This window comes from Lactobacillus sp. WILCCON 0058 (genome assembly GCF_057198005.1).
In genome coordinates, this window is the sequence record NZ_JBUBHM010000001.1 from 409577 (window position 1) to 435471 (window position 25895).

Annotated in this window: 39 protein-coding genes; 37 read left to right on the forward strand and 2 right to left on the reverse strand. The window is 48.1% G+C overall.

Going from position 1 to position 25895, the window contains the following annotated elements:
* The first annotated feature begins 9 nt into the window (after positions 1-9).
* The gene (gene rpoC / locus ACYVUU_RS01950) at positions 10-3675 is read left to right on the forward strand and encodes a DNA-directed RNA polymerase subunit beta' (RefSeq protein ID WP_484499802.1); all 3666 of its coding nucleotides are present in this window, start codon (positions 10-12) and stop codon (positions 3673-3675) included.
* A gap of 64 nt (positions 3676-3739) precedes the next feature.
* Here rpoC and ACYVUU_RS01955 read toward each other — a convergent pair whose 3' ends face one another.
* Complete coding sequence (locus ACYVUU_RS01955; protein WP_439774789.1) at positions 3740-4300, reverse strand: hypothetical protein; 561 nt, start codon at positions 4298-4300, stop codon at positions 3740-3742.
* Between the two features lie 84 nt (positions 4301-4384).
* Complete coding sequence (locus ACYVUU_RS01960) at positions 4385-5200, reverse strand: Cof-type HAD-IIB family hydrolase (RefSeq protein WP_439774788.1); 816 nt, start codon at positions 5198-5200, stop codon at positions 4385-4387.
* 262 nt (positions 5201-5462) lie between these two features.
* On the opposite strand from ACYVUU_RS01960, the gene rpsL reads away from it, so the two are divergent.
* From rpsL to truA, 36 genes are all read left to right on the forward strand, one after another.
* Positions 5463-5870: a 30S ribosomal protein S12 gene (gene rpsL, locus ACYVUU_RS01965; protein ID WP_003613306.1), complete on the forward strand. Its 408-nt coding sequence runs from the start codon at positions 5463-5465 to the stop codon at positions 5868-5870.
* 15 nt (positions 5871-5885) lie between these two features.
* Entirely contained in the window at positions 5886-6356 is a 471-nt protein-coding gene (gene rpsG / locus ACYVUU_RS01970) for a 30S ribosomal protein S7 (protein ID WP_002878218.1), read from the forward strand.
* 33 nt (positions 6357-6389) lie between these two features.
* Positions 6390-8474, forward strand: coding sequence for an elongation factor G (fusA, locus tag ACYVUU_RS01975; protein WP_484499265.1), 2085 nt, complete (start codon positions 6390-6392; stop codon positions 8472-8474).
* A 389-nt stretch (positions 8475-8863) separates the two neighbouring features.
* A complete protein-coding gene (gene rpsJ, locus ACYVUU_RS01980; protein ID WP_008460094.1) occupies positions 8864-9172 on the forward strand; it encodes a 30S ribosomal protein S10 in 309 nt (102 codons plus the stop codon).
* Between the two features lie 25 nt (positions 9173-9197).
* A complete protein-coding gene (gene rplC, locus ACYVUU_RS01985; protein WP_002878214.1) occupies positions 9198-9827 on the forward strand; it encodes a 50S ribosomal protein L3 in 630 nt (209 codons plus the stop codon).
* Positions 9828-9841: 14 nt separating this feature from the next.
* Positions 9842-10459 (forward strand): 50S ribosomal protein L4, encoded by a 618-nt coding sequence (gene rplD, locus ACYVUU_RS01990; RefSeq protein ID WP_002878213.1) that lies wholly within the window; start codon positions 9842-9844, stop codon positions 10457-10459.
* Positions 10459-10755, forward strand: coding sequence for a 50S ribosomal protein L23 (gene rplW, locus ACYVUU_RS01995; protein WP_002878211.1), 297 nt, complete (start codon positions 10459-10461; stop codon positions 10753-10755). The genes rplD and rplW overlap by 1 nt, the downstream gene beginning before the upstream one ends.
* Before the next feature lie 25 nt (positions 10756-10780).
* Positions 10781-11617 carry a 50S ribosomal protein L2 gene (rplB, locus tag ACYVUU_RS02000; RefSeq protein ID WP_484499264.1) on the forward strand — a complete coding sequence of 279 codons (837 nt, stop codon included), beginning with the start codon at positions 10781-10783 and terminating at the stop codon, positions 11615-11617.
* Positions 11618-11634: 17 nt separating this feature from the next.
* Positions 11635-11910, forward strand: coding sequence for a 30S ribosomal protein S19 (rpsS, locus tag ACYVUU_RS02005; RefSeq protein WP_003620834.1), 276 nt, complete (start codon positions 11635-11637; stop codon positions 11908-11910).
* A gap of 21 nt (positions 11911-11931) precedes the next feature.
* Positions 11932-12285: a 50S ribosomal protein L22 gene (gene rplV, locus ACYVUU_RS02010; RefSeq protein WP_201330233.1), complete on the forward strand. Its 354-nt coding sequence runs from the start codon at positions 11932-11934 to the stop codon at positions 12283-12285.
* Positions 12286-12298: 13 nt separating this feature from the next.
* Positions 12299-12970 carry a 30S ribosomal protein S3 gene (gene rpsC, locus ACYVUU_RS02015; protein WP_260264692.1) on the forward strand — a complete coding sequence of 224 codons (672 nt, stop codon included), beginning with the start codon at positions 12299-12301 and terminating at the stop codon, positions 12968-12970.
* On the forward strand, positions 12970-13413 hold the full coding sequence (gene rplP / locus ACYVUU_RS02020; RefSeq protein ID WP_002878205.1) for a 50S ribosomal protein L16: 444 nt from the start codon (positions 12970-12972) through the stop codon (positions 13411-13413). Before rpsC ends, rplP begins: the two co-directional genes overlap by 1 nt.
* A complete protein-coding gene (gene rpmC / locus ACYVUU_RS02025; protein WP_002878201.1) occupies positions 13403-13600 on the forward strand; it encodes a 50S ribosomal protein L29 in 198 nt (65 codons plus the stop codon). The genes rplP and rpmC overlap by 11 nt, the downstream gene beginning before the upstream one ends.
* Before the next feature lie 18 nt (positions 13601-13618).
* The gene (gene rpsQ / locus ACYVUU_RS02030) at positions 13619-13885 is read left to right on the forward strand and encodes a 30S ribosomal protein S17 (protein ID WP_002878196.1); all 267 of its coding nucleotides are present in this window, start codon (positions 13619-13621) and stop codon (positions 13883-13885) included.
* Between the two features lie 30 nt (positions 13886-13915).
* The gene (gene rplN, locus ACYVUU_RS02035) at positions 13916-14284 is read left to right on the forward strand and encodes a 50S ribosomal protein L14 (protein ID WP_002878195.1); all 369 of its coding nucleotides are present in this window, start codon (positions 13916-13918) and stop codon (positions 14282-14284) included.
* Positions 14285-14300: 16 nt separating this feature from the next.
* Positions 14301-14540, forward strand: coding sequence for a 50S ribosomal protein L24 (gene rplX / locus ACYVUU_RS02040; RefSeq protein ID WP_050889557.1), 240 nt, complete (start codon positions 14301-14303; stop codon positions 14538-14540).
* A gap of 19 nt (positions 14541-14559) precedes the next feature.
* On the forward strand, positions 14560-15102 hold the full coding sequence (rplE, locus tag ACYVUU_RS02045) for a 50S ribosomal protein L5 (protein WP_003620844.1): 543 nt from the start codon (positions 14560-14562) through the stop codon (positions 15100-15102).
* A gap of 14 nt (positions 15103-15116) precedes the next feature.
* On the forward strand, positions 15117-15302 hold the full coding sequence (locus tag ACYVUU_RS02050; protein ID WP_002878192.1) for a type Z 30S ribosomal protein S14: 186 nt from the start codon (positions 15117-15119) through the stop codon (positions 15300-15302).
* Positions 15303-15324: 22 nt separating this feature from the next.
* Positions 15325-15723 (forward strand): 30S ribosomal protein S8, encoded by a 399-nt coding sequence (gene rpsH / locus ACYVUU_RS02055; RefSeq protein WP_270447282.1) that lies wholly within the window; start codon positions 15325-15327, stop codon positions 15721-15723.
* Positions 15724-15747: 24 nt separating this feature from the next.
* Complete coding sequence (rplF, locus tag ACYVUU_RS02060) at positions 15748-16278, forward strand: 50S ribosomal protein L6 (RefSeq protein WP_484499263.1); 531 nt, start codon at positions 15748-15750, stop codon at positions 16276-16278.
* Between the two features lie 25 nt (positions 16279-16303).
* Positions 16304-16663, forward strand: coding sequence for a 50S ribosomal protein L18 (gene rplR / locus ACYVUU_RS02065; protein ID WP_270447284.1), 360 nt, complete (start codon positions 16304-16306; stop codon positions 16661-16663).
* Positions 16664-16679: 16 nt separating this feature from the next.
* Positions 16680-17192: a 30S ribosomal protein S5 gene (gene rpsE / locus ACYVUU_RS02070; protein ID WP_270447286.1), complete on the forward strand. Its 513-nt coding sequence runs from the start codon at positions 16680-16682 to the stop codon at positions 17190-17192.
* A gap of 11 nt (positions 17193-17203) precedes the next feature.
* Entirely contained in the window at positions 17204-17389 is a 186-nt protein-coding gene (gene rpmD, locus ACYVUU_RS02075; RefSeq protein WP_002878183.1) for a 50S ribosomal protein L30, read from the forward strand.
* 20 nt (positions 17390-17409) lie between these two features.
* Positions 17410-17850 (forward strand): 50S ribosomal protein L15, encoded by a 441-nt coding sequence (rplO, locus tag ACYVUU_RS02080; protein ID WP_296227863.1) that lies wholly within the window; start codon positions 17410-17412, stop codon positions 17848-17850.
* Positions 17850-19145, forward strand: coding sequence for a preprotein translocase subunit SecY (secY, locus tag ACYVUU_RS02085; RefSeq protein WP_003620853.1), 1296 nt, complete (start codon positions 17850-17852; stop codon positions 19143-19145). The genes rplO and secY overlap by 1 nt, the downstream gene beginning before the upstream one ends.
* A gap of 11 nt (positions 19146-19156) precedes the next feature.
* Positions 19157-19810 (forward strand): adenylate kinase, encoded by a 654-nt coding sequence (locus ACYVUU_RS02090; protein WP_002878179.1) that lies wholly within the window; start codon positions 19157-19159, stop codon positions 19808-19810.
* Between the two features lie 75 nt (positions 19811-19885).
* Complete coding sequence (infA, locus tag ACYVUU_RS02095; protein ID WP_002878178.1) at positions 19886-20107, forward strand: translation initiation factor IF-1; 222 nt, start codon at positions 19886-19888, stop codon at positions 20105-20107.
* A gap of 14 nt (positions 20108-20121) precedes the next feature.
* Positions 20122-20238, forward strand: a complete 117-nt coding sequence (gene rpmJ, locus ACYVUU_RS02100) for a 50S ribosomal protein L36 (protein WP_002878160.1) — start codon at positions 20122-20124, stop codon at positions 20236-20238.
* Positions 20239-20263: 25 nt separating this feature from the next.
* Positions 20264-20614, forward strand: coding sequence for a 30S ribosomal protein S13 (gene rpsM / locus ACYVUU_RS02105; RefSeq protein WP_003613363.1), 351 nt, complete (start codon positions 20264-20266; stop codon positions 20612-20614).
* A gap of 29 nt (positions 20615-20643) precedes the next feature.
* Entirely contained in the window at positions 20644-21033 is a 390-nt protein-coding gene (gene rpsK / locus ACYVUU_RS02110) for a 30S ribosomal protein S11 (RefSeq protein WP_201330222.1), read from the forward strand.
* Between the two features lie 43 nt (positions 21034-21076).
* On the forward strand, positions 21077-22015 hold the full coding sequence (locus ACYVUU_RS02115) for a DNA-directed RNA polymerase subunit alpha (protein WP_270447288.1): 939 nt from the start codon (positions 21077-21079) through the stop codon (positions 22013-22015).
* 23 nt (positions 22016-22038) lie between these two features.
* Positions 22039-22422 carry a 50S ribosomal protein L17 gene (gene rplQ / locus ACYVUU_RS02120; RefSeq protein WP_002878136.1) on the forward strand — a complete coding sequence of 128 codons (384 nt, stop codon included), beginning with the start codon at positions 22039-22041 and terminating at the stop codon, positions 22420-22422.
* Positions 22423-22610: 188 nt separating this feature from the next.
* The gene (locus ACYVUU_RS02125; protein ID WP_484499803.1) at positions 22611-23459 is read left to right on the forward strand and encodes an energy-coupling factor ABC transporter ATP-binding protein; all 849 of its coding nucleotides are present in this window, start codon (positions 22611-22613) and stop codon (positions 23457-23459) included.
* Positions 23435-24298 (forward strand): energy-coupling factor transporter ATPase, encoded by an 864-nt coding sequence (locus ACYVUU_RS02130; protein WP_484499805.1) that lies wholly within the window; start codon positions 23435-23437, stop codon positions 24296-24298. Before ACYVUU_RS02125 ends, ACYVUU_RS02130 begins: the two co-directional genes overlap by 25 nt.
* Positions 24291-25088: an energy-coupling factor transporter transmembrane component T family protein gene (locus tag ACYVUU_RS02135; protein WP_484499806.1), complete on the forward strand. Its 798-nt coding sequence runs from the start codon at positions 24291-24293 to the stop codon at positions 25086-25088. The genes ACYVUU_RS02130 and ACYVUU_RS02135 overlap by 8 nt, the downstream gene beginning before the upstream one ends.
* Positions 25088-25876 (forward strand): tRNA pseudouridine(38-40) synthase TruA, encoded by a 789-nt coding sequence (gene truA, locus ACYVUU_RS02140; RefSeq protein ID WP_439776242.1) that lies wholly within the window; start codon positions 25088-25090, stop codon positions 25874-25876. Before ACYVUU_RS02135 ends, truA begins: the two co-directional genes overlap by 1 nt.
* Positions 25877-25895 lie beyond the last annotated feature (19 nt).

A 25895-nucleotide genomic window follows, 5' to 3' on the forward strand; every position in this document is an offset into this window, starting at 1 on the left:
GGTTAAACTTTGATCGACGTAAATAAGTTTGAAAGCATGCAGATTGGTTTGGCTTCACCAAACAAGATCAGAAGTTGGTCTTACGGGGAAGTTAAGAAGCCGGAAACCATCAACTACCGGACTTTGAAGCCAGAAAAAGACGGTCTGTTCGATGAACGGATCTTCGGGCCGACCAAGGACTACGCTTGTGCCTGTGGCAAGTACAAGGGCGTTCGCTACAAGGGGATCGTCTGTGACCGGTGCGGGGTTGAAGTAACGACCTCTCACGTGCGCCGGGAACGGATGGGCCACATCGAATTGGCTGCTCCTGTAACCCACATTTGGTACTTCAAGGGTATTCCGTCAAGAATGGGGCTGGTTTTGGACGTATCTCCAAAGCAATTGGAAGAAGTCATCTACTTCGCGGCCTACATTGTCATCGATCCAGGTGACACTGGCCTGGAAGCCAAGCAGCTCTTGACTGAAGCTGAATACCGGGAAGAAAAGGCCAAGTACGGCAACCGCTTCGTAGCCAAGATGGGTGCCGAAGCTATCCGCGACCTGCTTAAGCAGGTTGACCTGGACAAGGAAGTTACTGCCCTTAAGGCAGAACTGCAAACCTTGAAGGGGCAAAAGCGGACCCGGGCCATCCGCCGGCTGGACATCCTTGATGCCTTCAGAAACAGCGGCAACAAGCCTGAATGGATGGTTATGGAAACTGTTCCGGTTATTCCGCCGGACTTGCGGCCAATGGTTCAACTGGAAGGTGGCCGTTTCGCCACTTCAGACTTGAACGACCTTTACCGCCGGGTTATCAACCGTAACAACCGGTTGAAGAAGCTGCTGGACATGCACGCTCCTGGCTTGATCGTGCAAAACGAAGAGCGGATGCTGCAAGAAGCAGTTGACGCTTTGATCGACAACGGCCGCCGGGGCCGCCCAGTTGTTGGGCCAGGCAACCGGCCACTGAAGTCTATCTCACACATGCTGAAGGGTAAGCAAGGGCGTTTCCGTCAAAACTTGCTTGGTAAGCGTGTTGACTACTCCGGCCGTTCAGTTATCGACGTTTCTCCAAAGCTGAAGCTTTACCAATGCGGTGTTCCGCGTCCAATGGCTCTGGAATTGTTCAAGCCATTCGTTATGCGGGAACTTGTCCGTCGGGGTATTGCTTCCAACATCAAGAACGCCAAGCGCAAGATCGACCGTGAAGACGACGACATCTGGGACGTATTGGAATACGTCATTAAGGAACGTCCAGTTCTTTTGAACCGGGCACCTACCCTGCACCGTCTGTCAATCCAGGCCTTTGAACCAGTTTTGGTCCCAGGCAAGGCCCTGCGTTTGCACCCACTGGCTTGTGAAGCATACAACGCCGACTTCGACGGTGACCAGATGGCCATCCACGTGCCGCTGTCAGACGAAGCTGTAGCTGAATCCCGCCTCTTGATGCTGGCTGCCCACCACATTTTGACTCCTAAGGACGGTACGCCAATCGTTACTCCGTCCCAGGACATCGTTTTGGGTAACTACTGGCTGACCCAGGCTGAAATCGGCCGGGAAGGCGAAGGCATGATCTTTGCTACTCCAGAAGAAGCAACCATTGCCTACAACAACGGCGACATTCACTACCACACCATCATCGGTGTGTCAGCAGCTTCAATGCCGAAGAAGGACTGGGGCGCGGGCCACGAAGACAGCATTTTCGTAACTACTTACGGCCGCTTGGTCTTCAACTCCCTCTTCCCAGACGACTACTTCTACATCAACGAACCAACCCAGGACAACTTGAAGCAGCCAATGGCTGACAAGTACTTCCTGGAAGACGGCCAGGATATCCACGACAAGATTGCTGAAGTTGGCCAGGACCTGGTGGCTACCCCATTCAAGAAGGGCTTCCTGGGTGACACTATTTCTGAAATCTACAAGCGCTACCGGGTACAAAGAACTTCTGAATACCTGGACGACTTGAAGGAAATGGGCTACTCAGCTTCAACTATCTCCGGCTTGACTATCGGTATGGCCGACGTTCCGGAAACCAAGACCAAGGATGCCTTGGTTGCTGAAGCCCGCAAGCAGGTTAAGCAGGTATCCAAGATGTTCCGCCGGGGCAAGCTGTCCGACAAGGAACGTCACGACAACATCATCAAGATCTGGACTGACTGTAAGGATGCCGTTCAACAGGAAATTGCCGAATTCAAGGACCAAAAGAACCCAATCTCCGTCATGCAGCAGTCTGGTGCCCGTGGTAACATCTCCAACTTTACCCAGCTGGCTGGTATGCGTGGTTTGATGGCCACTCCAAGTGGTGAATTGTTCGAAATCCCGGTTATCTCCAACTTCAAGGAAGGTCTGACCGTTCTGGAACTGTTCATGTCCACTCACGGCGCCCGGAAGGGGATGACTGACACGGCCTTGAAGACCGCCCAGTCTGGTTACCTGACCCGTCGTCTGGTAGACGTTGCCCAGGACGTTATCATCCGTGAAGACGACTGTGGCACTGACCGCGGCATTACTGCCAAGGCCATCGTTGACAAGGATGCCGGCTTGATCGAATCACTTTACGACCGTCTGGTAGGCCGCTTTACCAATCGGACTGTCCGTGACCCGCAAACCGGTGAAGTCATCTGCCCTAAGGGCGTCCTGATGGATGAACAAATGGCGCAGAAGATCGTTGACGCTGGCGTGCAGGAAGTCCAAATCCGGTCAATCCTGACTTGCAACACTTCCCACGGTATCTGCCGGAAGTGTTACGGCCGGAACCTGGCCACTGCCGAAGAAGTTGAAATCGGTGAAGCAGTTGGTACGGTTGCCGCTCAGTCAATCGGTGAACCAGGTACCCAGCTGACCCTGCGTACTTTCCACACCGGTGGTGTTGCCGGCGCAGAAGACATCACTCAAGGTCTGCCTCGTGTGCAAGAATTGTTCGAAGCCCGCAACCCTAAGGGTCGCGCGGTCATCTCTGAAGTTGACGGTGTTGTTGACAAGATCGAAAGCAACGCGGCTGAACACTTGCAGGAAATCACCGTTAAGGGCAAGATCGACACCAGAGTCTACACCATTCCTTACACTGCTAAGCCAGCAGTTCAGGAAGGTGATGAAATCCACCGTGGTGACAAGCTGATCCCTGGTTCTATCGACCCTAAGGAATTGATCAAGGTAACTGACACCTTGACGACTGAAGAATACATCCTGGCTGAAGTCCAGAAGTCATACCGGACTCAGGGTGTTGATCTGGCCGACAAGCACGCCGAAGTCTTGACCAGACAGATGCTGCAGAAGGTCCGGGTTCTTGACCCAGGTGAAACCGACATCTTGCCAGGTGAAGTCATGGACATCGCTGAATTCCGCGACAGAAACCGTGACGTCATCATCAGTGGCGGGATCCCGGCTACTGCCCAGGCTGACATTCTGGGTATCACCAAGGCTGCCTTGGAAACCAACAGTTTCCTGTCAGCTGCTTCCTTCCAGGAAACCACCCGTGTTCTTACCGACGCGTCAATCCGCGGCAAGAACGACCCGCTTCTTGGTTTGAAGGAAAACGTCATCATCGGGAAGATCATCCCAGCTGGTACTGGTATGCCAATTTACCGCGACCAAGTGCCAAAGGCCGATGTTCAACAACCAGACTCAGTTTACTCAATCGCTGACCTGGAAAAGAAGATGGAAGACGAAAACAAGGAAACTGAAAGCAAGTAATTCAGTTTGATTAACAAAAAACGTTCGAATGGCTCAAAGTCATCCGAACGTTTTTTGTTTTGCCCTAAAGGAAAAATTGGAGGTTGAGGCCCCAGAATAAGTAGGGCAGGAAGGCGAAGGGTTCTTTACCTGGCCGCTTTTGCCAAAGCGCGTGGGCGATGGCGAGCAGGGAGGCAAGCAAGAAACTCTTTAGGGCAACAAGGCCAGAGAAGTTTAGGACCGTAATTATATAAAACCAGACGTCCCCGCTGCCCATTTTCCCTGTAAAAGCAAGCCAGACCAAGACTGCCAGAAAAAAGGCAGCCTGCCCCAGGCCTTCAGTATTTGGTGCCTGAAAAAACTGTATCAGCCCGGTGACCAGCGGCACGACGAGCAGGTAAGTATCAAAAGACTGTTCATGCAGGTCGCTGACGACCATTAAAAATAAGTTGATTAGAAACGGTAGGAAAATGCCAAAATCTTCAAAATTGGAGTCAGTATGAACCGATAAATTGCCGGCCAGGATGATGTAAGGCAGGTCATCCGCCGGCCAGCTTTTACACTCAAGAAAGGTATTATAACGGTAGCGGTCGGCAATGAGAGCTGCCAAAAGACCGCAAGATAAAGATATGATTTTGCTGAGCATATTTTTCCCTCCAATTACTATTACACCTTTTTGGCCAATATTTTTTTAAAAGGCAAAAAATTTAGATGGTAGGGAAAATCAGTTTTAATTGTTCAGCACGAATTTTTCCAAAGCCTGGGCAATCCCGTCTTTATCATTGCTTGCGGTCACATAGTCAGCAGCTTGCTTGACCAAGTCATTGCCGTTGCCCATGGCTATGCTGGTGCCGGCAAAAGCAAACATGTCTAAGTCGTTTCTCTCATCGCCGATGGCCATGACTTCTTCTGGCGCGATTTCCAGCCGGCCGCAGAGTTCTTTCAGTCCTTGGCCTTTATTAACCTTGGGATTGAGCAATTCAAGGAAGCGGGCGTCAGTCCGCAGAACGTTGAAGTCTTGTCCCCAGTCTTCCTTGACCTGGTCTTCAACTCTGTCCAAAAGAGCTTCGCTGCCGACAAAGCAGGCCTTGGCGATAGCCTGGCCCTTTTCCGGGAAGTCTTCGACATTTCTGACGTAAAGGACGGCCTGGTTTTCGTAAGCCTGCTGGTAAACCATCGGGTCAATGTCGTGGTTAGGTGTGATGATCCGGGATTCAAAGTCAACGATATTGAAGGGAAGCTTTAAAGACAGGGCGTAGGCCGTCAGCTGCCGGTAAACTGAGTTGGCGATCAAGTCGCTGGTCATGATTTCCCCGCTGGCCTTGCGGCTGATTGCCCCGTTTAAAGTCACGGCGTACTGGTCTTCGCCCTTAATCCCCAGCTCATCCATGTAAGGGGCCAAGCCGGCAATTGGCCGGCCGGAGCAAAGGACGACCTTAACGCCGCGTTCAAGTGCCTTAGAGATGGCTTCTTTGCTGCTGGACTGGATTTGCCCTTGTGAGTTGAGCAGGGTGCCGTCAGTATCGATTGCAATTAATTTGATCATTTTTTACCTCATTTTTTCATTTCTACTAACTGCAAATTAATATTTTTCGTCTAAAACCAATCTTAGCATAGATGGAAAACGCTGTCATCGCGTGAAGAAGCGCAGCTTTTTCCAGACAGGAAATTCTTGAAAAAAAGCTTTGCATTGGCTGGCAAATGGAGTATACTAACAGATGTATGTTTTGAAGATTACTCCGCGAGGCAAAAAAGAAACTCCCGGATATGTGAACAAAATGATATATAAATTTAGGAGGAACTAGTTAATGCCAACCATTAATCAATTGGTTAGAAAAGGCCGTCACTCAAAGACTACTAAGTCAAAGTCACCAGCCTTGAACTACAGCTACAACAGCATGAAGAAGGAACAAGTCTTCAACCCAGCACCACAAATGCGTGGGGTTGCGACTCGTGTCGGTACTATGACGCCAAAGAAGCCTAACTCAGCTTTGCGTAAGTACGCCCGTGTACGTCTTTCAAACTTGACTGAAGTTACTGCCTACATCCCAGGTGAAGGCCACAACTTGCAAGAACACTCAGTTGTCCTGATCCGTGGGGGCCGTGTAAAGGACCTTCCTGGTGTACGTTACCACATCGTTCGTGGTGCCCTTGACACTGCTGGTGTTGACGGCAGAAAGCAAGCTCGTTCCAAGTACGGTGCTAAGAAGGGTTAAAGGAGGACTTAAATAATGCCAAGAAAAGGTCATGTTTCAAAGAGAGACGTTTTAGCAGACCCAGTTTACAACTCAAAGCTGGTTACTAAGCTGATCAACCACTTGATGAAGGATGGTAAGAGAGCTCAAGCTTCATCAATCTTGTACGATGCTTTTGACATCATCAAGGACAAGACTGGCAAGGAACCAATGGACGTCTTTGAAGAAGCCATGAACAACGTTAAGCCAGTTTTGGAAGTTAAGGCTCGCCGTATCGGTGGTTCTAACTACCAAGTTCCTGTAGAAGTTCGTCCAGAAAGACAAACTACTTTGGCATTGCGTTGGCTTGTTTCATACTCCCGCCTGCGTAACGAACACACTATGGATGAACGTTTGGCAAACGAATTGATCGATGCCTCAAACAACACTGGTTCAGCCGTTAAGAAGCGTGAAGACGTGCACCGTATGGCAGAAGCCAACCGTGCCTTCGCTCACTACCGTTTCTAATCTAGTGCTCGTTATCTAAGGAGATAGAAAATTATGGCTAACAAACGTGAATTCTCATTAGAGAAGACTCGCAACATCGGTATCATGGCCCACATCGACGCCGGTAAGACTACTACTACTGAACGTATCCTTTACTACACTGGTAAGATCCACAAGATTGGTGAAACTCACGAAGGTGACTCCCAAATGGACTGGATGGAAGAAGAAAAGGAACGTGGGATCACGATCACTTCCGCAGCCACTACTGCGCAATGGAAGGACCACCGGATCAACATCATCGACACCCCAGGACACGTCGACTTCACTATCGAAGTTGAACGTTCCCTGCGTGTCCTTGACGGCGCCGTAACTGTTCTGGACGCTCAATCAGGTGTTGAACCACAAACTGAAAACGTTTGGCGTCAAGCTGAAAACTACGGTGTTCCGCGGATCGTCTTCGTTAACAAGATGGACAAGATCGGTGCCAACTTCGACTTCTCAGTTAAGAGTCTGCACGAACGTTTGAACGCTAACGCTATCGCCGTTCAAATGCCTATCGGTGCTGAAGACCAATTCGAAGGCGTTATCGACTTGTTCGACATGGTTGCCGACGTCTACGACGAAGACAAGCTGGGCGCAAACTGGGAAACTATTCCAGTTCCAGACGAATACAAGGAAGAAGCCGAAAGCCGTCGTGAAGAAATGATCGAAGAGATCGCTGAAGTTGACGACGACATCATGGAAAAGTTCCTTGGCGGTGAAGAAATTACCAACGAAGAACTTAAGGCTGCTTTGCGTCGGGCAACTTTGGATTTGAAGGCCTTCCCAGTATTTGCTGGTTCAGCCTTCAAGAACAAGGGTGTGCAAATGATGCTTGACGGTGTTGTTGACTACCTGCCATCACCACTTGACGTTAAGCCTTACATCGCCCACGACAAGGACGGCAACGAAGTTGAACTGCTGGCTGACGACAACAAGCCATTCGCAGCTTTGGCCTTCAAGATCGCTACTGACCCATTTGTTGGTCGTTTGACTTTCATCCGTGTCTACACTGGTTCATTGGAATCAGGTTCTTACGTATTGAACGCTTCAAAGAACCAACGTGAACGTGTTGGTCGTTTGCTGCAAATGCACGCCAACTCACGTACTGAAATCCCAGAAGTCTTCTCAGGTGACATCGCTGGTGCCATCGGTTTGAAGAACACCACTACTGGTGACTCTTTGACTGACCCAGCTCACCCATTGATTCTGGAAAGCCTGGACATCCCAGCTCCAGTTATCCAAGTTTCAGTTGAACCTAAGTCAAAGGCTGACCGGGACAAGATGGACGTCGCTTTGCAAAAGCTGACTGAAGAAGACCCAACTTTCCGGGCTGAAACCAACCCAGAAACTGGTGAAACTTTGATCTCCGGGATGGGTGAACTTCACCTGGACATCATGGTTGAACGTATGAAGCGTGAATTCAACGTTGAAGCAACCATCGGTGAACCACAAGTTGCCTACCGTGAAACCTTCACTGTACCGACTCAAGCTCAAGGTAAGTTTGTTCGTCAGTCCGGTGGTAAGGGTCAATACGGTGACGTTTGGATCGAATTTACTCCAAACGAAGGCAAGGGTTACGAATTCGAAGACGCCATTGTCGGTGGTGTAGTTCCTCGTGAATACATCCCATCAGTTGACGCTGGTCTGCAAGAAGCCATGAAGAACGGTGTTCTGGCTGGCTACCCATTGATCGACGTTAAGGCTAAGCTGTACGACGGTTCATACCACGAAGTCGACTCAAGTGAAGCTGCCTTCAAGGTTGCCGCATCATTGGCTTTGAAGAACGCTGCTGCAAAGGCCGGCGCTGTTATCCTTGAACCAATCATGAAGGTTCAAGTCATCGCTCCAGAAGAATACCTTGGTGACGTTATGGGCTCAATCACTGCTCGTCGTGGCCAAATGGAAGGTATGGAAGACCGGGCAGGTGCCAAGGTTATCAACGCGATGGTTCCATTGTCAGAAATGTTTGGTTACGCAACTACTCTGCGTTCATCCACTCAAGGCCGTGGTACCTTCACGATGGTTATGGACCACTACTCACCATGTCCTAAGTCAATCCAAGCTGAAATCATCAAGAAGCGCGGCGGCAACGCTTAATGCTTCCTAGCATGATCTAAGCCTTGATTTAGACCAAAACAGAAATCCTAGCAAAGATATTTTATGTCCTTGCTAGGATTTTTTGTATTTTTTAAGAAAAAATTCTCTTCTGGAAATATTTTAAAAAGGAAAGAAAAAATTCTCCGCAAAACGAAAGCAATTCCAGAAAACTTTTTCTAAAAAAATCGGGCTAAACCCTTGCTATTTAAGGCTTAAGGCCTTATACTAGATAAAGTGCTTTTGAGAGGGAAGATGCCCTCTGAGTACAAATTGTAGTTAGCTTCGACGCGGAAGGTTGCGGCACACCAGGCTGCATTGCCACAGTGGTTGTGCAGGGAATTTTCGCCGAGCTAGTCATCTTTTAAAGAAGACGTATAGGAGGTAATTAGATGGCAAATGAAAAGATTCGTATTAGATTAAAGTCTTACGAACACAGCATTCTCGATGAATCAGCTGCTAAGATTGTGGACACTGCGAAGAGAACTGGCGCTGAAATCTCAGGTCCAGTTCCGCTTCCAACTGAAAGAACTTTGTTCACTGTTCTGCGTTCACCACACAAGAACAAGGACTCACGTGAACAATTCGAAATGCGGACCCACAAGCGCCTGATCGACATCTTGAACCCAACCCCTAAGACGGTTGACTCATTGATGAAGCTCGATCTGCCAAGCGGCGTAGACATCGAAATCAAGCTTTAATTTTTAGATAGAAAGAGGTGTAATCATGACCAAAGGAATCTTAGGAAGAAAAGTTGGCATGACTCAAATCTTCACTAAAGATGGTGTTCTTGTACCAGTAACTGTTATTGAAGCAACTCCAAACGTTGTTATGCAAGTTAAGACTGTAGAAAACGACGGTTACGAAGCTGTACAATTGGGCTACCAAGACAAGCGTGAAGTTTTGAGCAACAAGCCAGAAAAAGGTCATGCTGATAAGGCAAAGACTTCACCTAAGCGCTTCATTCGTGAACTCCGCGGAGTAGAGCTTAGTGACTACGAAGTCGGCTCAGAAGTTACTGTGGAGACGTTCAAGGAAGGTGACGTTGTCAACGTTACTGGTACTTCAAGAGGTCATGGCTACCAAGGTAACATCAAGCGCCACCACCAATCACGTGGTCCTGAAACTCACGGTTCCCGTTACCACAGAATTCCAGGTTCAATGGGTTCAATCATCAACCGCGTGCCAAAGGGCAAGAAGTTGCCAGGTCACATGGGTGTGAAGACTGTTACTATTGAAAACTTAGTAGTAGAAAAAGTTGTTGCAGACAAGAACGTCTTGATGATCAAGGGTAACGTGCCAGGTGCCAAGAACTCATTGATCGTTGTTAAGTCATCTGCAAAGGCTAGCAAGTAGGAAGGAGGACTCAAATGGCTAATTTCAAACTTATGGATCAAAACGGCAACAACGCTGGTGAAGTAACTTTAAACGACAACGTATTTAGCGTTGAACCAAACGAAGCTGTTGTCTTTGATGCAATCATCAGACAAAGAGCTGGCAAGCGTCAGGGTACCTCTAAGGTGAAGAACAGATCTGCCGTTCGCGGTGGTGGTAAGAAGCCTTGGAGACAAAAGGGTACTGGTCGTGCTCGTCAAGGTTCAATCCGTGCTCCACAATGGCGCGGCGGTGGTGTTGTCTTTGGGCCTACTCCACGTTCCTACGCTTACAGCATGCCAAGAAAGCAACGCCGTCTGGCTATCAAGTCTGTCTTGTCACAAAAGCTCCTTGACCAAAACTTGGTAGTTCTGGACAAGCTGACTCTGGACGCTCCTAAGACTAAGGACTTCGTTGCAATCTTGAACGGCTTGAAGCTTGAAGGCAAGGTTCTGGTTGTTTCAGACGACAAGAACGTACAACTTTCAGCTAAGAACCTGCCAAAGGTTAAGGTTGTTCCAGTTAACGGCTTGAACGTTGAAGACGCTGTTAACTACGACAAGCTCGTTTTGACTCAAGACGACGTTAAGAAGATTGAGGAGGTATTGGCTTAATGGACGCACGCGACATTATCTTAAGACCTGTTATCACTGAAAAGTCAGCCGACTTGATGGACAGCAAGAAGTACACTTTCGACGTGGCCTTAACTGCTACCAAGCTTCAAGTTCGCGACGCTATTGAAGAAATCTTCGATGTTAAGGTTAAGAGCGTGAACATCATGAACGTTCGCGGCAAGGAAAAGCGCGTTGGCCGCTACACTGGCAAGACTGCCCGTCGCAGAAAGGCTATCGTTGCTTTAACTGAAGATTCAAACGACATCAAGATTTTCAAAGACGAAAACAACGAATAAATCAAGTAATTAGGAGGTCAGTCAATTGGCTATTAAAGTTTACAAGCCAACATCAAACGGTCGTCGTAATATGACTTCTTCTGACTTTGCAGAAATCACTAAGTCAAAGCCTGAAAAGACTTTGCTTGCTTCTAAGTCAAAGACTGCAGGTCGTAACTCATACGGTCACATTACTGTAAGACACCGTGGCGGCGGTCACAAGCAACAATACCGTATCATCGATTTCAAGCGTACTAAGGACAACGTTAAGGCTAAGGTTGTCGCAATCGAATACGATCCAAACCGTTCAGCAAACATCGCCTTGCTGCACTACACTGATGGTACTAAGGCTTACATCTTGGCTCCTAAGGGCTTGACTGTAGGTTCATGGGTAGAATCAGGCGCAGATGCCGACATCAAGGTTGGTAACGCATTGCCACTGAAGAACATCCCAACTGGTACTGAAGTTCACAACATCGAACTGAAGCCAGGCAAGGGTGGCCAAATCGCACGTAGTGCTGGTACTTCAGCTCAAGTTTTGGGTGTTGACGGCAAGTACACTCAAGTTCGTCTGCAATCTGGCGAAGTTCGTGAAATCCTTTCAGAATGCCGTGCTACTGTTGGTGCTGTCGGCAACGAACAACACTCCCTGATCAACATCGGTAAGGCTGGTCGTTCACGCTGGATGGGCAAGCGTCCACAATCCCGTGGTTCCGTAATGAACCCTAACGATCACCCACATGGTGGTGGTGAAGGTAAGGCACCTGTCGGCCGTCCACAGCCAATGACTCCATGGGGCAAGAAGTCACGTGGTGTTAAGACTAGAGACAGCAAGAAGGCTAGTGAAAAGTTAATCATCCGTCACCGTAAGGGTCGTAAGTAAGAGAAGGGGGTAATTAAATGAGCCGTAGTATTAAAAAGGGTCCTTTTGCAGACGCCCACCTTTTGAAGAAGGTTGACGAACAACAAGCTGCAGAAAAGAAGCAAGTTATCAAGACTTGGTCACGTCGTTCAACTATTTTCCCTTCTTTCGTAGGGTTGACTATCGCTGTTTACGACGGTAGAAAGCACGTTCCAGTTTTCGTAACTGAAGACATGGTTGGTCACAAGCTGGGCGAATTCGTACCTACTAGAACCTTCCGCGGCCACAAGGCTGACGACAAGGCATCCAAGTAATAAGGAAGGAGAAACAATTAAATGGCAGAACAAATTAGTTCAGCTAGAGCTGAAGCAAGAACTGTTCGTATCGCCCCAAGAAAAGCTCGTCTCGTTGTAGACTTGATCCGGGGTAAGAGCGTTGCTGAAGCATTGGCGATTTTACAGTTTACGCCAAAAGCTGCTTCCCCAATCGTTGAAAAGGTTTTGCGTTCAGCAGTTGCCAACGCAGAACACAACTACGATCTTGAAAGTGCAAACCTTTACGTATCAGAAGCATACGTAAACGAAGGTGCTACTTTGAAGAGATTCCGTCCACGTGCCAAGGGTTCAGCTTCTCCAATCATGAAGAGAACCAGCCACGTAGTTGTTGTTGTTTCAGAATTGAACGATTAAGGGAGGTATTTGAATGGGTTCAAAGATTAACCCAATTGGTTTCCGTCTTGGTGTTAACCGCGACTGGGAAGCTAAATGGTACGCTGCTAGAGGCTACAAGGAAACTTTAAACGAAGACCTTCGGATCAGAAAGTTCCTCGATGAAAAGTTGAAGGATGCCTCCGTATCCACTGTTGAAATCGAACGTGCTGCTAACCGTGTAAACATCGCTATCCACACTGCTCGTCCAGGTATGGTTATCGGTAAGGGCGGCGCTGAAGTTGAAGCCTTGAACAAGGAAATCAACGCTTTGACTAACAAGCAAGTTCACATTAACATTGTTGAAATCAAGAAGCCTGATCTTGACGCCAAGCTTGTTGCTGACGGCATCGCTCGTCAACTTGAAGCTCGTATCGCTTTCCGTCGTGCCAGCCGTCAAGCTGCACAACGTTCAATGCGTGCCGGCGCCAAGGGAATCAAGGTACAAACTGCAGGCCGTTTGAACGGTGCTGACATGGCTCGCCGTGAATGGCACACTGAAGGCAGTGTTCCACTTCATACTTTAAGAGCTGACATCGACTACGCATGGGTAAACGCATTTACTACCTACGGCGAAATCGGTGTTAAGGTTTGGATCAACCGTGGCGAAATTTTGCCAGGTCGCAAGAATCAACCTGCAAAGCGTTCAAAGGGAGGTAAGAAGTAATGCCTTTAGTACCAAAGCGTGTAAAACACCGTCGTGAATTCCGTGGTAAGATGCGTGGTGCTGCCAAGGGTGGCAAGACTGTAGCATTTGGTGAATACGGTCTTGAAGCACTTGAATCCCACTGGATTACCAACCGTCAAATCGAAGCTGCCCGTGTTGCGATGACTCGTTACATGAAGCGTGGTGGTAAGGTTTGGATCAGAATCTTCCCTCAAAAGTCCTACACTGCTAAGGGTGTTGGTGTACGTATGGGTTCCGGTAAGGGTGCACCAGCAGGTTGGGTAGCTGTAGTTAAGAGAGAAAAGATCATGTTCGAAATTGGTGGCGTTTCAGAAGAAACTGCTCGTGAAGCAATGCGCCTCGCAGCAAGCAAGCTTCCAATTAAGTGCAAGTTCGTGAAGAGAGAAGACCAGGAAGCAGGTGGCGCAACTAATGAAGACTAAGGAAATCAGATCATTATCAACTGATGAATTGTTGGCAAAGGAAAAGCAATACAAGGAAGAATTGTTCAACTTGCGTTTCCAACAAGCTACCGGTCAATTAGAAAACACCGCTCGCTTGAGCCAAGTCCGTAAGAACATCGCTCGGATCAAGACTATCTTGAGCGAAAAAGAATTAGAACAAAACTAGTGGAAGGGAGATACTAACTTGAGCGAATCAATCGAAAGAAACCGCCGCCACGTTTACCAAGGCCGTGTCGTTTCCGACAAGATGGACAAGACTATCGTTGTTGTAGTTGATACTTACAAGAACCACCCAGTTTACAGCAAGCGTACTCGTTACTCAAAGAAGTACTACGCTATGGATGAAAATAACGAAGCCAAGGTAGGCGACATCGTTCGTATCATGGAAACCCGTCCATTATCACGTACTAAGCGTTTCCGTTTAGTTGACATTGTTAAGAAATCTGTTTAATTTACGGATTAGCTAAGGGAGGATTTAATAGTGATTCAAACTGAAACTCGTTTGAAGGTAGCTGACAACTCCGGTGCACGTGAATTGCTTGTTATCCGCGTTATGGGCGGGTCAAAGCGCAAGACCGGTAACATCGGTGACATCGTTGTCGCAGCTGTTAAACAAGCAACGCCAGGTGGTGTTGTAAAGAAGGGTGACGTCGTTAAGGCTGTTATCGTAAGAACCAAGTCAGGCGCTCGTCGTGAAGACGGTTCATACATCAAGTTTGACGAAAACGCAGCTGTTATTATCAACGCTGACAAGAGCCCTCGTGGTACTCGTATTTTCGGGCCAGTTGCACGTGAACTCCGTGAAGGGGACTTCATGAAGATCGTTTCACTTGCCCCTGAAGTATTGTAAAAGGAGAGTTGCGCGAATGTTCGTTAAAACTGGTGACAAGGTAAAAGTTATTGCCGGCTCAGAAAAAGGCAAGGAAGGCACTGTCCTTTCTGTAAACGTTAAGAAGAACCGCGTTGTTGTTAAGGGCGTTAACATGATCAAGAAGGCTACCAAGGCTTCAGCTGCTAATGCCAACGGCGGTGTGGTTGAAACTGAAGGCTCAATCCACGCTTCTAACGTTAAGGTTATTGCTAAAGCTGAAAGCAACAAAGATTAATTAGGGAAGGAGGACACTAATGGCTAATAGTTTTGCAACTAAGTACAACGAAGAAATCGTTCCTGCATTGACTAAGAAGTTTAACTACACTTCAAGCATGCAAGTACCAAAGATCGACAAGATCGTTTTGAACATGGGTGTTGGTGACGCCGTTGCCAACGCTAAGAACCTGGACGAAGCTGTTGAAGAATTGACTCTGATCTCTGGCCAAAAGCCAATGATTACCAAGGCCAAGAAGTCAATCGCCAACTTCCGTTTGCGTGAAGGTATGTCTATCGGTGCTAAGGTTACCCTTAGAGGTGACAGAATGTACGACTTCCTGAGCAAGCTGATCAACGTATCTCTTCCACGTGTTCGTGACTTCCGTGGTGTTTCAACTCGTTCATTTGACGGCCGGGGCAACTACACTCTGGGTGTTAAGGAACAATTGATCTTCCCAGAAATCGACTTCGATAAGGTTAACCGCACTAGAGGTTTGGATATCGTTATCGTAACTACTGCTCAAACTGATGAAGAAGCTCGTGAACTTTTGACTCAATTTGGCATGCCATTTGCTAAGTAATTTGGAGGACATACATGGCTAAGACATCACAAAAGGTAAGAAATCACCGTCCTGCAAAGTTTTCTTCACGTGAATACACTCGCTGCGAACGTTGTGGGCGTCCACACTCTGTTTACCGCAAGTTTGGTTTGTGCCGCATTTGCCTGAAGGAATTGGGACACAAAGGTCAAATTCCTGGTCTTAAGAAGGCCAGCTGGTAAATCGGTAAGGAGGATAGCATAGATGGTATTGACTGACCCAATCGCAGACTTTTTGACTAGAATCAGAAACGCCAACATGGCTAAGCACGATTCAGTAGAAATTCCTGCATCAAACATTAAGAAGTCACTTGCAGAAATCTTGAAGCAAGAAGGTTTCATCCGTGACTACGAAGTAACTGAAGACGGTAAGCAAGGCGTAATCAAGGTTACCTTGAAGTACGGTCCAAACGGTGAACGTGTTATCTCCGGTTTGAAGCGTATCTCCAAGCCAGGCTTGAGAAACTACGTTTCAGCTGACAACCTGCCAAAGGTTTTGAATGGCTTAGGTATCGCTATTGTTTCAACTTCAGCTGGTATCCTTACCGACAAGGAAGCTAGAGAAAAGAACGTCGGCGGCGAAGTTATCGCTTACGTTTGGTAATTCTGACAGGAAGGAGAACAATTAATGAGCCGTATTGGTTTAAAGGTAATTAAAGTCCCTGAAAGTGTCACTGTTACCAAGAATGGTAATGAAATTACTGTTAAGGGCCCAAAGGGTGAATTGACTAGAGAATTCGACCCACGCATCAAGTTCGAACAAGAAAACGGTGAAATCCGCTTCACTCGTTCAAACGAAAATGACAAGGCTATCCACGGCACTATGAGAGCCAACCTGGCTAACATGATCGAAGGTGTCGTAACTGGCTACAAGAAGGAATTGAAGCTGATCGGTGTTGGTTACCGTGCAGTTGCCAAGAACAACGTCTTGACTCTGAACGTTGGCTACTCACACCCAGTTGAAATGAAGGCCCCAGAAGGCGTTACTGTGACCACCTCATCAGCAACTGACGTTACTGTTGAAGGTATCTCAAAGCAAGTAGTCGGCCAATTTGCTGCGGAAATTCGCGCCGTACGTTCACCTGAACCTTACAAGGGCAAGGGTATCCGTTACGCTGACGAAGTTGTTCGCCGCAAGGAAGGTAAGACTGGTAAGTAATAGAAAATAATTTTGAGGTGAAATTGTGATTTCAAAACCAGATAAAAACAAGTTGCGCTTAAAGCGCCACAGACGTGTTCGCGGTAAGATTTCTGGTACTGCTGAGCGCCCACGCTTGAGTGTTTTCCGTTCAAACACTAACATCTACGCTCAATTGATTGATGACGTAGCGGGTGTCACGCTTGCAAGTGCCTCAAGTTTAGACAAGTCCGTTTCAAAGGATGCTACCAAGGTAGAACAAGCTCAAGCAGTTGGCAAGGCCATTGCTGAAGCTGGTAAGGCCAAGGGCATCACTGAAGTTGTCTTCGACAGAGGTGGTTACATCTACCACGGTCGTGTAGAAGCTTTGGCTGACGCAGCTCGTGAAAACGGCTTAGAATTCTAGGAAAGGAGATTAACACATGGCAAACCGCAACGATTCAAGAAATCGTAGAAACAAGGACGACATCGAAGATCAACTGGTCGCTATCAACCGGATTACCAAGGTTGTTAAGGGTGGTCGCCGTCAAAGATTTGCTGCCTTAGTTGTCGTTGGTGACAAGAAGGGTCACGTTGGCTTTGGTACTGGTAAGGCAACTGAAGTTCCAGAAGCTATCCGCAAAGCAGTCGAAGCCGGCAAGAAGAACATGATCTCAGTTCCAACTGTTGGTACTACTATTCCTCACGAAGTACTTGGCCACTACGGCTCAGGTAACGTTCTGCTTAAGCCAGCTGAAGCCGGTTCTGGTATTGCAGCTGGTGGTGCCGTACGTATCGTTATGGACATGGCTGGTATCGGCGACGTTACTTCCAAGTCTTTGGGTTCAAACACTCCAATCAACGTTATCCGGGCCACTATCGATGGTCTGCAAAAGTTGAAGACTCGCGAAGACGTTCTGAAGCTTCGTGAATCAGCTAAGAGCTTGCAAGATTAGGGAGATTATAGATGACAGATTTAAAGATTACTTTAATTAGAAGTGTTGCCCACCGTCTGCCTGAACAAAGAAAAGTTGTTAAAGCTCTCGGCTTAGGCAAGATCAACAGTACTGTTGTCCAACCAGACAACGCTGCAACTCGTGGCGCGCTGATGAAAATCGCTCACTTAATTTCTGTTGAAGAAGTTAACAAATAAATCAAGGAGGGTCCAATTTAATGAAACTTAATGAATTACACCCATCCGAAGGTTCACGCCACGCTAGAAAGCGTGTCGGCCGTGGTACTTCAAGTGGCTTCGGTAAGACTTCAGGTCGTGGTCAAAAGGGTCAACACGCACGTTCCGGCGGTAACACCCGCTTAGGTTTTGAAGGTGGTCAAATGCCATTGTTCAGAACTATGCCTAAGCGTGGTTTCAAGAACATCAACCGTAAGGAATACGCAATCGTTAACCTTGCAGATTTGAACAAGTTCGAAGAAGGCAGCGTAGTTGACTTCGAAGCTTTGAAGGCTAAGGGCTTGGTTAAGAAGCAATTGTCAGGTGTCAAGGTACTTGGCAACGGCGAATTGAACGTTAAGTTGACTGTAAAGGTTAACAAGGTTTCAGAAGCTGCTAAGAGCGCGATCGAAGCAGCTGGTGGCACTGTAGAGGTGATCTAATGTTTTCAACCTTGAAGAACGCCTTCAAGGATAAGGAAATTAGAAATAAGCTTTTCTATACTTTGTTTATCCTTGTAATTTACCGACTCGGTGCAAATATTACAGTTCCGGGGATAAATGCGAAGGCTCTGACGACTGTTGCTAATACGGGACTTGTTTCCGTGTTAGATACGGTTTCCGGTGGTGGCTTGGACAACTACTCCATCTTTTCTTTGGGGGTATCGCCATACATCACCGCGCAAATCGTTATCCAACTGTTGCAGATGGACATCGTACCAACGCTTGTCGAATGGGGCAAGCAAGGGGAAGTTGGCCGGCGCAAAACCAATCAGGTTACCCGGTATTTAACGCTGTTTGTTGCTTTTGTCCAGAGTGTGGGGATTACATTAGGTTTTAACGCCTTGTCTTCCTTCGGTCTGGTTAAGACTCAAACTTGGCAAACCTACTTCGAAATCGGTATGATCATGACAGCCGGTACCTTCCTGTTAACTTGGCTGGGTGATGAAATTACCGACAAGGGTTTAGGCAATGGGGTTTCAGTAATTATCTTTGCTGGGATCATTGCCCGCCTGCCAGGCGGACTTTACCAAGTCTTCCAAGATCAGGTGATCAACAACAGTGCAAGTGATCGCTGGCAAGGGGTTGCGTTCTTCGTTGCGCTTATTGTCGCAATTTTATTGGTAACGAAATTCGTTACCTGGGTTGAACAAGCTGATCGTCGTATTCCTATCCAATATACGAGAAGAGCGACGACCAGTGGATCAGAAAGTTTTCTACCATTAAAGGTTAACGTCTCCGGCGTTATTCCAGTTATCTTCGCCAGTTCGTTCATCGTTACGCCAGCCACGATTTTGATGGCTTTCCAAGGCAAGTACGGCGACACGACTTGGTATCAGGTCTTATCGAATATCTTTAGCTTGCAGACGACTCCTGGGGCAATTATCTACACCCTTTTGATCATTCTATTTACTTTCTTCTATGCCTTCGTTCAGGTAAATCCTGAGAAGCTGGCGGAAAACTTACAAAAGCAGGGTGCATATATTCCTAGCGTGTGGCCAGGTAAGGACACTGAGAAATATATGAGTTCAATGTTGCTGAAGCTTTCAACGGTCGGGTCCGTATATCTGGGTTTGGTTGCTTTGCTTCCACAGCTTGCAACCAACATCTGGGACCTGCCAAGTTCAATTGGCTTGGGTGGGACCAGTTTATTGATCGTTATCGGGGTTGTTCTGGAATTGTCACGGCAAATCAACGGTTTGTTGATGAAGCGTGAATATGCCGGATTTATTAGATAGGTGAAAAAAACATGATTAATTTGATTCTTCTTGGTCTGCCAGGCGCAGGCAAGGGTACTGCATCTGAACAAATCGTTGACAAGTATCACTTGGCTCACATTTCAACCGGTGATATGTTTAGAGAAGCTATGGCTAACAAGACTCCAGTAGGCTTGGAAGCCAAGTCTTACATCGACAAGGGCGATTTGGTTCCAGACGAAGTAACTGCTAAGTTGGTTGAAGAACGTCTCGGTCAAGACGACGTTAAGAATGGCTTCATTCTTGACGGTTTCCCGAGAACGACCAACCAGGCAGAATTGCTCGACGAAATCACTACCCGCTTGAACAAGCAGCTGACCAACGTCATCGCAATCGATGTCAAGGAAGAGACTTTAATCGATCGTTTATCTGCACGGTTCATGTGCAAGAATTGCGGCGCAACTTACAACAAGTTCTCAAAGAAGCCTAAGGTCGAAGGGACTTGCGACCGCTGCGGCGGCCACGAGTTCTATCAACGTGAAGACGACAAGCCTGAAGTTGTCAAGAACCGGCTGGAAGTTAACGAAAAGATGAACGCTCCATTGAAGGAGTACTATGACAAGAAGGGCTTGCTCGCTACTGTAAACGGCGAACAAGCACCTGAAAAAGTTTTTGCAGATATTGACGCTATCTTGAGCAAGGATTAGCCGAAAGAATTTGCAATTTTTTTCGAACGTGTTATAATTTCGAAGTATGACTGTTTTGATTGCGGAGGGGCAACTTTGGCAAAAGATGATGTCATTGAAGTAGAAGGTAAGGTAGTTGATACCTTACCTAATGCTATGTTTAAAGTCGAATTGGAAAACGGTGCCACTATTTTGGCCCACGTTTCCGGCAAGATCAGAATGCACTACATTCGGATCCTGCCTGGCGACCGGGTTACTGTGGAGCTGTCTCCATACGACTTGACTAAAGGTAGAATTACGTATCGGTTTATTAAATAAAAACGGAGGCAAACATGAAGGTTAGACCATCTGTTAAGCCAATGTGCGAACATTGCAAGGTCATTAAGAGACATGGTCGTGTTATGGTTATTTGCCCTGCAAATCCAAAGCACAAGCAACGTCAAGGTTAATTTTAGAAAGTAGGAGGTGCATTCTATGGCACGTATCGCTGGTGTTGACTTACCAAGAGATAAAAGAGTTGTTATCGCTTTAACTTACATTTACGGTATCGGTGAACACACTGCACAAGAAATCTGTGCAGCAGCCGGTGTATCTGAAGACGTTCGTTCAAAGGACTTGACCCCAGAACAACAAGAAAAGCTTCGTGCAGAAGTCGACAAGTACCGTGTTGAAGGTGACTTGCGTCGTGAAGTAAGCATGAACATTAAGCGTCTTGTTGATATCGGTTCATACCGTGGTATCCGTCACCGTCGCGGTCTTCCAGTTCGTGGTCAAAACACCAAGAACAACGCACGTACTCGCAAGGGTGCTAAGAGAAGCCGTTAATCCAAAAAATAATATAAGGAGGTTTATTGATGCCTGCAAAGAAAACTGCTCGTAAGCGTCGTGTGAAGAAGCACGTTGAAAGTGGCGTGGCTCACATTCACTCAACGTTTAACAACACTTTAGTTATGATTACTGACGTTCAAGGTAACGCCGTTGCCTGGTCTTCAGCTGGTGCTTTGGGTTTCAAGGGTAGCCGTAAGTCTACTCCATTTGCTGCGCAAATGGCTGCTGAAGCTGCTGCTAAGAGCGCAATTGACCAAGGTATGAACCACATCGAAGTATCAGTTAAGGGCCCAGGTTCTGGTCGTGAATCAGCAATCCGTGCTCTGCAAGCTGCTGGTCTGGAAATCACTTCAATCCGTGACGTTACTCCAGTACCTCACAACGGTTCTAGACCACCAAAGCGTCGTCGTGTTTAATAAAATCTTACTTTGAGACGTGCGTTTTGAAAGGGGCCCAGTAATGATTGAATTTAAAAAACCAAATATTACCGTCGTGGATCAAGAAGACAGTTACGGTAAGTTTGTCGTTGAACCGCTGGAGCGTGGGTTTGGTACTACCTTAGGTAATTCACTGCGTCGGGTTTTGCTGACTTCTGTTCCAGGGACCGGTTTGGTGAAGGTGAAGATCGATGGTGTCTTGCACGAATTCACTACTGTTCCCGGTGTTAAAGAAGACGTAACCAAGATCATCTTGAACCTGAAGAAGCTTGAACTCAGAGCCTACACTGAAGAAGTAAAGACGATCGAACTCGACGTTGAAGGTCCAGCTACGGTAACTGCTGAAGATTTAAAGGCTGATGCTGATGTTGAAGTCTTGAATCCTGACCAATACATTTGTACCATCGCTCAAGGTGGCCACCTGCACATGTGGATTGATGTCTGCAACGGCCGGGGCTACGTACCAGCCAGCGAAAACAAGACTGCTGAAATGTCTATCGGCGACATTCCAGTTGACTCACTTTTCTCACCAATCGAAAAGGTCAACTACCAAGTTGAATCAACCCGGGTTGGTAAGAGAGAAGACTTTGACAAGCTTACCCTGGAAATTTGGACAAATGGTTCAATCGCTCCGAATGACGCCCTCAACTTTGCCGCTCGTGTTCTGGTAGAACACTTCAAGGCCTTCGAATCAGCTGACGCTGCTGCCGAAATCGGCGAAGTTATGGTAGAACAGGAGAACGACCAAAAGGAAAAGAAGCTCGAAATGACTATCGAGGACCTGGACCTTTCAGTTCGTTCATACAACTGCTTGAAGCGGGCTGGCATCAACACCCTGCAAGACTTGACTGTTAAGTCAGAAGCAGAAATGATGCGGGTACGCAACCTGGGACGTAAATCATTGGAAGAAGTTAAGAATAAATTGGCAGACCTGGGTCTTTCACTTCGTCAAGAAGACTAGTCTGTAATAAAGGAGGCACATTAATGTCATACCGTAAATTAGGTTGGGACAGTAGTCAAAGAAAAGCTATGCTCCGTGAAATGACTACCCAATTGATCATTAACGAACGCATCGTCACTACTGAAGCTCGCGCTAAGGAAGTACGTCGCACTGCTGAAAAGATGATCACTTTGGGCAAGCGCGGTGACTTGGCTGCAAGAAGAAAGGCTGCTGCTTTTGTACGTAACGAAATCGCTGATATCCACGAAGAAGGCGACGAAGTAGTTGTTAAGTCAGCACTTCAAAAGCTCTTCAGCGACGTAGCTCCTCGTTACAAGGACCGTAACGGTGGTTACACCCGGATCATGAAGCTGGCAGTTCCTCGTAAGGGTGACGCAGCTCCTATGGTAGTTTTGGAATTGGTTTAATTCTCAAGCTGCAAATTTAATACTTTTTGAAATTATTCATGAAAGCGAGAATAAGCGCGATGATGATGGGGAAACCTTAGTCTAGCTTAGATGGTTCGATATCATCCCTCTTCATGGATGATTTTTTTTTCGCTTTTTTTCCGTCACTTGATACAATAGAAGGAAATGAGCAAATAGGTGGTGACGCGATGAGCGACAATATTATTTCTTTCGACCATGTGACTTTTACTTACCCGGACAGCCCGCGGCCAGCGGTGTCTGACCTTTCTTTCGCGATTGAGCGGGGAAGCTGGACGGCTTTGATCGGCCATAACGGCAGCGGCAAGTCGACGGTTTCTAAATTGATCAATGGCCTGTTGGCACCAGATGATTTGGATAAGTCCACCATTATGGTTGACGGGGTCAAACTGGGGGCTGACACTGTTTGGGACGTTCGAGAAAAGGTCGGTATCGTCTTCCAGAATCCTGACAATCAGTTTGTCGGAGCCACGGTCAGTGACGATGTCGCTTTTGGCTTGGAAAACCGGGCTGTCCCCCGGCCAGAAATGCTGAAAATCGTCGCTCAGGCGGTCGCTGACGTCGGTATGGCTGATTATGCTGACAGCGAGCCCAGCAACCTCTCAGGGGGGCAGAAACAGCGCGTAGCGATCGCCGGCATCCTGGCGGTCAAACCCCAGGTCATCATCCTGGATGAATCGACCTCCATGCTGGACCCGGAAGGCAAGGAGCAGATCTTGAACCTGGTCCGGAAGATCAAAGAAGACAATGACTTGACGGTTATTTCCATCACCCACGACCTGGAAGAAGCAGCAGGGGCTGACCAGGTTTTGGTCTTAGACGATGGCCAGCTGCTGGACCAGGGCAAGCCGGAGGAAATTTTTTCCAAGGTGGAGATGCTGGAGCGGATCGGCCTGGACATTCCCTTTGTCTACCGGCTCAAGCAGCTGTTGAAGGAACGGGACATTGAGCTCCCGGATGAAATTGATGATGAGGAAAAGTTGGTTCAGAGCTTATGGCAATTAAATTCGAAAATGTAAGTTACGTCTACAGCCCCGGCTCACCGCTGGAAGCTATCGGCCTGGACCAGCTGAATTTCAGCCTGGAAGAGGGGAAGTTCATCGCTTTGGTCGGCCACACGGGCAGCGGCAAGTCGACCTTGATGCAGCACTTTAACGCGCTGCTCAAGCCCACCAGCGGCAAGATCGAAATCGCGGGCTATACTATTACCCCCGAGACTGGCAATAAGGGCTTGAAGGACCTGCGCCGCAAGGTGAGCCTGGCCTTTCAGTTCCCTGAGGCTCAACTCTTCGAAAACACGGTTCTAAAGGACGTTGAGTATGGGCCAAGGAACTTTGGCTTCAGTGAAGATGAGGCCCGTGAGGCGGCCTTAAAATGGCTTAAAAAGGTGGGTCTGAAAGACGACTTGATTGATCATTCGCCATTTGACTTATCTGGCGGGCAGATGCGGCGGGTGGCCCTGGCTGGGGTTTTGGCCTACGAGCCGGATATCATCTGTTTAGATGAGCCGGCAGCTGGGCTGGATCCAATGGGGCGGCTGGAAATGATGCAGCTGTTTAAGGATTACCAGGCAGCGGGTCATACGGTTATTTTGGTAACCCACAACATGGATGACGTGGCTGATTACGCCGACGACGTCCTGGTTTTAGAACATGGGCGCCTAATCAAGCATGCCAGCCCTAAGGAAGTTTTTAAAGACAGTGAATGGCTCCAAAAGCACCACCTGGCTGAACCTCGCAGCGCCCGTTTTGCCGCAAAACTTGAGGCAGCCGGCTTAAAGCTGCCGGGCCAGCCTTTGACCATGCCGGAACTAGCGGATGCGATCAGCCAAAGCTTGAAGGGGGGAGAGCATGAGTAAGATTATTATCGGCCGCTACCTGCCGGGTACGACCTTTGTCTACCGGGTAGACCCGCGGGCCAAGTTGCTGACGACTTTTTACTTTATCATCATGATCTTCCTGGCCAACAACTGGGTCAGCTATCTGGTGATCAGCATCTTTGGCCTGGCCTGCGTTTTCGCGACGGGACTGAAGGCCAGAGTCTTTTGGGACGGGGTCAAGCCAATGATCTGGCTGATTGTTTTTACCTCCCTTCTGCAGACCTTCTTCATGGCCGGTGGAAAAGTCTACTGGCACTGGTGGATATTTACCCTGTCCAGCGAAGGCTTGATCAATGGCTTGTACGTCTTCATCCGTTTTGCCATGATCATTTTGGTGTCAACAGTGATGACGGTGACGACCAAGCCCCTGGAAATCGCGGATGCCATGGAATGGATGCTGACGCCGCTCAAGCTCTTCAAGGTCAACGTGGGCATGATCAGTCTGGTGATTTCGATCGCCCTGCGCTTCGTGCCGACCTTGTTTGACCAGACGGTCAAGATCATGAATGCCCAGCGGTCCCGGGGCGCCGACTTTAACGACGGCGGCCTGGTCAAGCGGGCCAAGTCAGTGGTCCCGATGCTGGTGCCGCTTTTTATCGATTCTTTGGAAGTGGCCCTGGACTTGTCCACAGCCATGGAATCCCGGGGCTACAAGGGCAGTGATGGCCGGACCCGCTACCGGATTCTGGAATGGAGCAAGGTGGACCTAATTCCGGCTGTTTACTGCCTGCTGTTGACAATTTTGATGATCACGACAAGGATGCATTGATGACGAGCAGATACAAATTGACATTGTCCTATGACGGCCATGACTTTCATGGTTTCCAGTCCCAGCCGGGGCAAAGAACGATCCAAGGGACGGTAGAGGAGATCCTCAAGCGGATGACCAAGGGCCAGGAAGTCCGGGTCTTTGGGTCAGGCCGGACTGATGCCGGAGTCCACTCAGTCGGGCAGGTAATTCATTTTGACTATCCAGGCCGGGAAATTCCGGCGGCCAACATGATCAAGGCCCTAAATTCCCAGCTGCCGATGGATATGGTTTTTACCGACTGTGAAATTGTGGATAAAGATTTCCACTCCCGCTTTTCCGTCAAGGGGAAGTGGTACCGCTACCGGGTCAGCCTGGACAGCTTCGTGAACCCCTTCAAGCGTTTTTACACCGGCCATTATCCATATCCGGTGGATGTGGATAAGATGCAAGAAGCCGCCAAGGACCTCCTGGGCCGGCATGATTTTACCAGTTTCGCGGCCAGCGGCGGGCAAATTGAGGACAAAGTCCGGGACATGTACTATGTCAACGTGGCCCTGGATGAAGAAAACAACGAAGTGATCATGGACTTTATCGCGACCGGCTTTTTGTACAACATGGTCCGGATCCTGGTGGCCACCTTGCTGGAGATCGGCAATGGTCGCCGGCCGGTTCACGACTTAAAGCGGGTGATCGCGGCCAAGAACCGGCTGGAGGTCCAGCAGACCGCCCAGGCCAGTGGCTTGTACCTCTATCATGTCTTTTACGAGGAAGTACCAAGAAAATATCGGCTCGACCTTGATTTATAATTGACATTTTGGTATTTAG